Genomic DNA, 7,467 nt, shown 5'->3' on the forward strand with positions numbered 1-7,467 from the left:
ATCGGTCCTCAGGCGGCAGACCTCGGCCTCGATTACGGCAGGGGTGCGGTGCGGGGTCGCATGCGGCGTGCTCGGGCGGTCGTGGAGTCCGCCGTCGCCTTCGGCCCGCCAGCGGCGGACCCACTTGTGGGCGGTGGGACGGGATATGCCCATCTCGGCCGCGACATGCGCGACCGGGCGGCCCGCCAGGACGCGTTCGACCAGGATCCGCCTGCCGTGAACGGTCAGCCGGGCATTACGGTGGGACACGAAGACCTCCGTGCGGTGTAGTCCTAGACACCTCCACCACACCGGAGGTCTTCGCCATGATCAAGACCTGACCCGCGTTAACAACGCTCGTGATCAATACACCTAGCGGGGCGTCGGCAGGCGGAGGGTGGCCAGGACCGGGAGGTGGTCCGTGGCCCCGTCCAGGTCCGCTTCCGTGATGTCCGGCAGGGAGGTGGGGACCCCGCAGGTGAGCACCTCCACGCCCCGCGTCGCGAAGATCGCGTCGATCCGCCGCGGCGGGGCGGAGCGCGTGAAGGTGTGTTCGCCGCCCCAGGGGGCGACCGTCCAGCAGTCCTGGAGCTCCGTGGAGAGCCGGCGGAAGGCCGGGCCCGTCGGGGGCTCGTTGATGTCACCCGCCGCGATGGCGTACGGGGCGTCCGCGGAGCCGAGCCGGTCCAGCAGGAGGTCCGCCTGGGCCCGGCGTTCCGCCGCGTCCAGCGACAGGTGCGCGCTGAGCACCGCCACCCGCGCGGCCCCGAACCGGACCACCGCCGTGGCGAAGCCCCGCCGGTGCAGGCCCGGGGTCCGCGGGAGCAGGACGTCCTCCGTCCGCTCCACGAAGGCCCGCAGCGAACACAGGAGCAGCGGGCCCGCGGCCGTGGCGCCTCCGCTGAGCACCACCAGGTCCGTCTTGGCGGCCAGCCGCGCCGCGTGCTTGCGCCAGCGGAAGAAGCGGGGGGCCTCCTGGACGAACACCAGGTCGGGGGCGCAGGCGCGGATCACCCGGGCCAGCGCCTCCTCGTCGTCGCGCATCGAGCGGATGTTGTAGCTGAGGGCGCGGATCACCGCGGAACCGTCGGGTTCCGTCACAGAGTTCGGCAGCATGCACGGCAACATAGCCAGACTGCCCGCCGTGCCACAGAGGGCGCGACGGGCAGTTCGGACAAGAGCGGGTGTCAGCCCTGGCGGGCCAGGTCCGCGGCGCCGACCAGACCGGCCTTGCCGCCGAGCTGCGCGGCCAGCACCTGCGCGTGCGGGCGCCAGGCGCCGCCGACCAGCCAGCGCTTGAAGGACTTGCGGATCGGGTCGAGGACGAGGTCGCCCTCGTCCGAGACCCCGCCGCCGACGATGAACGCCGACGGGTCGAAGAGCGAGGCCAGGTCGGCCAGGCCGGCGCCCGCCCAGCGGGCCAGCTCGCGGAAGGCGTCGACGGCCACCAGGTCACCGGCCCGCGCGGCCTCGCTGATGTGCTTGCCCTCGATGCCGTCGGGGGTGCCGTCGCCGAGCGCGAGCAGGACCGCCGCGTTCTCGGGGGTGGCGTTGGCGCGCTGCTTCGCGTACCGCACGAGCGCGCGGCCGGAGGCGTACTGCTCCCAGCAGCCCTGGCTGCCGCACCCGCAGAGCAGGCCGTCCGGGACGACCCGGATGTGCCCGAACTCGGCTGCCACGCCGAAGCGTCCGCGGCGCAGTTTGTTGCCGATGATGATGCCGCCGCCCAGGCCCGTGCCGAGCGTGATGCAGATGACGTCCTCGTGGCCCTGCCCGGCGCCGAAGCGGTACTCGCCCCAGGCCGCGCAGTTGGCGTCGTTCTCGACGACGACCGGCAGGCCGATGCGCTGCTCGACCTTGTCCTTGAGCGGCTCGTGACGCCAGTTGATGTTGGGCGCGAAGAGCACGGTCGCGCGCTTGTCGTCCACGTATCCGGCGGCGCCGATGCCGACGGCCTCGATCGTGTGGTTGGTGCTGACTTCGGACACGGCGGCGCAGATCGCCTCCGTCACCCCGTCCGCGGTCGGCGGGGTGGGCACCTTGTACGTCTCAAGGATGGTGCCCTCTTCGTCGACCACGCCGGCCGCGATCTTCGTGCCGCCGATGTCGACGCCGATGGTGAGTCCCATTAGTCCCTCGGTTTCCGGTCAAACCCCGCCACGGCCAACCGTACCCGAGGGCAGCGGGGTCTCAGTCGAGATCGATCCGCTGGGTCGGACCGCTCCCGCCCTCGTCGCGCGGGTCGGAGCCGTCACCGGACGGACCGTCCGGGGCGCCACCGGGCGCGGGCTCGTCGCGGGTCCAGCGGCGCTCGTGGCCCTCGACGGCCGAGCGGTACGCGGCGAGCAGCTCGGAGCCGGCGGCCGCGAGGTGGTCGAAGACCTCGGGGTTGCGCTCGACGACGGGCTTCGCGGCGGCCTTCGCCTGGTTGACGAACTGGCGTACCGCGCCCTGAGCGGCGGCGCCGAGCACCGGGTTGTTCAGCGCGGAGACCTTGTCGGCGACCGCCTCGAACAGCTTGAACAGCTCTTCGGTGGCGGTCCCGGTGCCGCTCCCGGCGCCGGGCCCGCCCTCGCGGGCCCTGCGGCGCTCCCGCTCCGCGGCGAGGTCCTCGGCGCAGGCCTTGGCCCAGGCGTCGTCGTCGGTGGGACGGTCGGTGGCCTCGCTCATGGCGGACTCTCCTGCGGCAGCTGCTGGGCGTGCGGTGCGTACTACCTTCGACGGTACCCGAACGGGGGTGGCGGGTTCAGGGCCGCGTCCCGCCCCGCGCCGGGATCAGCCCCGGCGCGGCCACAGGTCCGGGTCCGGTGCGAAGCGGATCCGCAGCACCCCGTCGGCGAGCGCGGCGCCGGAGACCGTGCAGCGGCGCAGCACCGAGGGGAGCGGAACGATCCTGCGGTACGGGCCCGCCGCGAGCAGCAGTTCGTCGCCGCGCCGGACCAGGTCGAGGTCCTGCTTGCGGGCGCCGGGCAGCGGCACCACCCAGACGAGTACCCCGTCGTCGGCGAGCCGGTCCTCGACCACCCACTCGCTGCGGGCGCGGGAGTCCCCCGAAGGCGGCGGAACGAGCCCGTCCGCCCCGGTGAGCCGGGTCAGGTCGTCCGGCCCCGACGGGTCGCGCCCGAGGTGGCCGAGCGGCAGCACGGGCACGTCCCCGGCCCCGTGCGCGCCGGCCCACTGGGCGGCGTACTTCTCCTGCTGGGCGGCGAGCCCGGCCAGCCAGGGGTCGGGCGAGCCCTGCGGCACCATCCGGTTGGCGACGATCGCGCGGACCGGGAGCTGTTCGAGGGCGAGCCCGAGCAGCCCGGTCCGCAGTGCGGCGTCGGCGCCGGGCCCCGGCTCCGCGACCACGTGCAGCGAGGTGGTGGCGGCCTCGACCACGGCCTGGACGGCGGCCAGCTCCTCGTCCCAGCGCGCGGCGGCCTCGTACAGCCACTGCGCGGGCATCGGCACGCCGGCCAGCTGGGCCAGTACGGGCCGCAGCGCGCGGGCCGCCTGCCGCTCGGCCGGCAGCAGCCGGGCCAGGTAGCGGCGCAGCTGGGCGGGGAGGGCGAGGGTGGCCACGGCCTGGTGGAGCGGGGGCAGGTCGACGACGACGAGGTCGATGCCGGGGGCCGCGGCGGCCCGCCGCAGCGCGCGCAGCAGGGCGAACTGCTCGGCGCCGGGCAGTTCGGTGAGCTCCTCGGCCCCCAGCGGCCGGGCGCCGACCATGCCGAGGAGCGCGGATCCGCGCTCCTGGAGGGCGACGAGCTCCGCGCGGAACTCCTCGCCGCAGTCCACGCGGGCCACGAGCACCCCGGCGGCGGCCGGTACGGCGGCCAGCCCGGGCGCGGCTTCGACGGGCTCCGCCGCCGCCTCCCCGACCAGGGCCGCGAGGGGATCGGCGGGGTCGCCGCTGAGCAGCAGCACCCGCGCGCCGTTCCCGGCGGCGGTGAGGGCGGTGGCGGCGGCCACCGTGGTCCGCCCTGCCCCTCCGGGGCCGGTGACGAGCAGGATGCGCATCGATCAGGCCGACTCGACGCGCTTCTTCAGGCCCGCCAGGGCGCGGTCGATGATGACCTTCTCCGCCTTGCGCTTGATCATGCCGAGCATGGGGATCTTGACGTCCACGGTCAGCTGGTAGGTGACCTCGGTGCGCTTGCCGCCGTCCAGCGGGGCGAGCCGGTAGGAGCCGTCGAGCTGGCGCAGCATCTGCGACTTGTCCAGGGTCCAGCTGACCTCGTCGGCGCCCTTCCAGCTGTAGGCGAGGGTGTGGTCGTCCTTGATCGCGCCGGCGTCGAGCAGCAGCCGGACCTTCTGGGCGCGGCCCTCGGCGTCGGTGGCCAGCACCTCGGCCTCCTTCACCTCGCCGGTCCACTCGGGGTAGCGCGCGAAGTCGGCGATCACGGCCATCACGTCGGCCGGCGCCGCCTCGATCGTGATGCTCGAGCTGGTGTGTTCGGCCATGGCGGTCGCCCCTCCAGGGAGTTTTCGAGGAAGTGTGCGGCCTGCGGCCGCCGCGTGCAGGCTACCGTGCGTGCGGAGGTCACCACTCCAGGGCCCACGGCCTTCCCGTGGCGGCGAAGTGCCCGACGTTCACGCACTCCGTGCCGCCGATCCGCATCCGCCGGGCCAGCGGCTGGTGGACGTGCCCGAACAGCGCGTAGCGCGGCCGGGTCCGCCGGATCGCCGCGAGCAGGGCCTCGCTGCCGCGCTCGAAGCGGCGCGCGACCGTGTCGTAGCAGAGCTCCGGCACCTCCGGCGGGATGTGCGAGCACAGCACATCCACCTCGCCGAGCGCCTCGACCTTGGCGGCGTACTCCTCCTCGTCCACCTCGTACGGGGTGCGCATCGGGGACGGCAGGCCGCCGCCGACGAAGCCGAAGACGCGGCCGCCGATCTCCACGCGCTGCCCGTCGAGGACGGTGGTGCCGGGACCGGCGTACTCGCTCCACAGACCCGGGATGTCGACATTGCCGTAGGTGGCGTACGTGGGCTGTGGGAACGCGGCGAACATCTCGGCGTACTGGCGGCGCACCGCGCCCTCGATCAGCCGCTCCCGGTCCAGCCCGGCCCACAGTCGGCGCCCGAGGTCGCGCGCCTCCTCGAAGCGGCGCGCGGTGCGCAGCTCGACGATGCGGTCGGCGTTCTCGACGCCGAACAGGTCGGGGAAGATGCCGCGCGAGTGGTCGGCGTAGTCGAGGAAGAGCACGAGGTCACCGAGGCAGATCAGCGCGTCGGCGCCGTCCCCGGCCCGGGCGAGCGCCTCGGCGTTGCCGTGGACGTCGCTGACGACGTGGACTCTCGTGCTGCTCTTCCTGCCACCCATGCGCCCCACCCTAGGGGGGCTTGGGGGCAGCGGGTAGAGGAACCTTCACAGGCTGCCTACCTGCGGTTACTTCCGAGTCGTCGACGGGGTCGACTACTGTCGGCATGGCACGGCCGCGTCATGTGACGCACGGAACATCTGGCCGGTTCCCTCTATCCGGAACCCACTACCGGTGGGTAACGTCCGGTCGGTCCACATGGTGGCGATGGCGCCCAGAGGAGCAGCAGTCTTGCGCGAGTTCAGCCTTCCGGCCCTGTACGAGGTCCCGTCGGACGGGAACCTGACGGATCTCATCCGCCGCAACGCCGCTCAGCATCCCGACACCGCAGTCATGGGCCGCAAGGTCGACGGCGGCTGGCAGGACGTGACGGCGACCGCGTTCCTCGCCGAGGTCCGCGCCGCCGCCAAGGGCCTGATCGCGTCCGGTATCCGGCCGGGCGACCGCGTCGCGCTGATCTCCCGCACCCGCTACGAGTGGGTCCTGCTCGACTTCGCGATCTGGAGCGCGGGCGGCGTCACCGTCCCCGTGTACGAGACCAGCTCGCCCGAGCAGATCCAGTGGATCCTCGGCGACTCCGGGGCCGTCGCGGTGATCGTCGAGAGCCCGGCGCACAGCGCGGCCGTGGCCTCCCTGCGCGACCGGCTCCCGGAGCTGCGCCAGGTCTGGGAGATCGAGCAGGGCGCGCTCGCGGCGCTGAACGCCGCGGGCAGCGGCGTCGGCGACGCCGAGGTCGACGAGCGCAGCTCGCTCGCGAACGCCGACGACCCGGCGACCATCGTCTACACCTCGGGCACCACCGGCCGCCCCAAGGGCTGCGTGCTGACCCACCGCAACTTCTTCGCCGAGTGCGGCAACGTGGTGGAGCGCCTGAGCCCGCTGTTCCGCACCGGCGAGTGCTCCGTGCTGCTCTTCCTGCCCGCCGCGCACGTCTTCGGGCGCCTGGTGGAGGTGGCGGCCGTCCTCGCGCCGATCCGCCTGGGCTGCGTACCGGACATCAAGAACCTCACCGACGAGCTGCAGTCCTTCCGCCCCACGCTGATCCTCGGCGTGCCGCGCGTCTTCGAGAAGGTCTACAACTCGGCGCGCGCCAAGGCCCAGGCCGAGGGCAAGGGCAAGATCTTCGACGCGGCGGCCGAGACGGCGATCGCGTACAGCCGCGCGCTGGACGCCCCCGGCGGCCCCTCCTTCGGCCTGAAGCTGAAGCACAAGCTGTTCTCGAAGCTGGTCTACAGCAAGCTGCACACGGTCCTCGGCGGGCGCGGCGAGTACGCGATCTCCGGCGGCGCCCCGCTGGGCGAGCGGCTCGGCCACTTCTTCCGCGGCATCGGCTTCACGGTCCTGGAGGGCTACGGCCTGACGGAGTCCTGCGCCGCCACCGCCTTCAACCCGTGGGACCGTACGAAGATCGGTACGGTCGGCCAGCCGCTGCCGGGCTCCGTGGTGCGCATCGCCGACGACGGCGAGGTGCTGCTGCACGGCGAGCACATCTTCAAGGAGTACTGGAAGAACGAGACGGCGACCGCCGAGTCGCTGACCGACGGCTGGTTCCACACGGGCGACGTCGGCACCCTCGACGAGGACGGCTACCTCGCGATCACCGGGCGCAAGAAGGAGCTCATCGTCACGGCGGGCGGCAAGAACGTGGCCCCCGCGGTGATCGAGGACCGGATCCGGGCGCACGCGCTGGTCGCGGAGTGCATGGTGGTCGGCGACGCGAGGCCGTTCGTGGCCGCGCTGGTCACCATCGACGAGGAGTTCCTGGGCCGCTGGGCGGCCGAGCACGGCAAGCCGGCCGGGGTCACCGCGGCGGAGCTGCGCGAGGACGCGGACCTCATCGCCGCCGTCCAGCGGGCCGTGGACGACGGCAACGCGGCGGTTTCCAAGGCGGAATCGGTGCGGAAATTCCGCATTCTGCCCTCCCAGTTCACGGAGGAGTCGGGTCACATCACGCCTTCGCTGAAGCTCAAGCGGAATGTGGTGGCGAAGGACTTCGCGGACGAGATCGAGGCCCTGTACCGCGGCTGAGACCGTCCGCCGGGGCCGCCATGCCGGCGCGGGTCCGCCGGCCTAGACGAGTAAGTCCGAAGTCCTTTGGGCGCATGAAGCGAGGGTCTCGTTGGTTCGTTTGTGACGACAAACCTGGAGACCCTCGCGACTGCACTGTACGTGAGGATCGATG

The 7,467-nt window shown here is 73.0% G+C and carries 8 protein-coding genes; 1 reads left to right on the plus strand and 7 read right to left on the minus strand.

The features are described from left to right. The 7 genes from ACS04_RS36610 to ACS04_RS24555 form a co-directional block, all read right to left on the minus strand. Positions 1-249 (minus strand): helix-turn-helix domain-containing protein (locus ACS04_RS36610; protein WP_158977483.1); only part of this gene is annotated, 249 nt, incomplete at its 3' end. 102 nt (positions 250-351) lie between these two features. Further along, the gene (locus tag ACS04_RS24530) at positions 352-1,095 is read right to left on the minus strand and encodes an endonuclease/exonuclease/phosphatase family protein (RefSeq protein ID WP_245236525.1); all 744 of its coding nucleotides are present in this window, start codon (positions 1,093-1,095) and stop codon (positions 352-354) included. A gap of 71 nt (positions 1,096-1,166) precedes the next feature. Then, positions 1,167-2,108 (minus strand): ROK family glucokinase, encoded by a 942-nt coding sequence (locus ACS04_RS24535; protein WP_048478920.1) that lies wholly within the window; start codon positions 2,106-2,108, stop codon positions 1,167-1,169. A gap of 61 nt (positions 2,109-2,169) precedes the next feature. Beyond that, complete coding sequence (locus tag ACS04_RS24540) at positions 2,170-2,649, minus strand: DUF5304 domain-containing protein (RefSeq protein ID WP_048478921.1); 480 nt, start codon at positions 2,647-2,649, stop codon at positions 2,170-2,172. 105 nt (positions 2,650-2,754) lie between these two features. Beyond that, positions 2,755-3,981 carry an ArsA family ATPase gene (locus ACS04_RS24545; protein WP_048478922.1) on the minus strand — a complete coding sequence of 409 codons (1,227 nt, stop codon included), beginning with the start codon at positions 3,979-3,981 and terminating at the stop codon, positions 2,755-2,757. A gap of 3 nt (positions 3,982-3,984) precedes the next feature. Further along, positions 3,985-4,425, minus strand: a complete 441-nt coding sequence (locus tag ACS04_RS24550) for an SRPBCC family protein (protein ID WP_048478923.1) — start codon at positions 4,423-4,425, stop codon at positions 3,985-3,987. A gap of 79 nt (positions 4,426-4,504) precedes the next feature. Then, complete coding sequence (locus tag ACS04_RS24555; protein WP_048478924.1) at positions 4,505-5,287, minus strand: metallophosphoesterase family protein; 783 nt, start codon at positions 5,285-5,287, stop codon at positions 4,505-4,507. A gap of 229 nt (positions 5,288-5,516) precedes the next feature. Here ACS04_RS24555 and ACS04_RS24560 point away from each other — a divergent pair, with 229 nt between their 5' ends. Further along, a complete protein-coding gene (locus ACS04_RS24560) occupies positions 5,517-7,313 on the plus strand; it encodes an AMP-dependent synthetase/ligase (protein ID WP_048478925.1) in 1,797 nt (598 codons plus the stop codon). The last annotated feature ends 154 nt before the right edge of the window (positions 7,314-7,467 follow it).

Source organism: Streptomyces roseus (genome assembly GCF_001044425.1).
GTDB lineage: Bacteria > Actinomycetota > Actinomycetes > Streptomycetales > Streptomycetaceae > Streptomyces > Streptomyces roseus.

What these genes read in the sequence shown, in the direction of transcription:
- ACS04_RS24555 (WP_048478924.1), bottom strand. Translation starts at nt 5,287, where the DNA reads ATGGGTGGCAGGAAGAGCAGCACGAGAGTCCACGTCGTCAGCGACGTC.
- ACS04_RS24535 (WP_048478920.1), bottom strand. Translation starts at nt 2,108, where the DNA reads ATGGGACTCACCATCGGCGTCGACATCGGCGGCACGAAGATCGCGGCC.
- ACS04_RS24545 (WP_048478922.1), bottom strand. Translation starts at nt 3,981, where the DNA reads ATGCGCATCCTGCTCGTCACCGGCCCCGGAGGGGCAGGGCGGACCACG.
- ACS04_RS24540 (WP_048478921.1), bottom strand. Translation starts at nt 2,649, where the DNA reads ATGAGCGAGGCCACCGACCGTCCCACCGACGACGACGCCTGGGCCAAG.
- ACS04_RS24550 (WP_048478923.1), bottom strand. Translation starts at nt 4,425, where the DNA reads ATGGCCGAACACACCAGCTCGAGCATCACGATCGAGGCGGCGCCGGCC.
- ACS04_RS24530 (WP_245236525.1), bottom strand. Translation starts at nt 1,095, where the DNA reads ATGCTGCCGAACTCTGTGACGGAACCCGACGGTTCCGCGGTGATCCGC.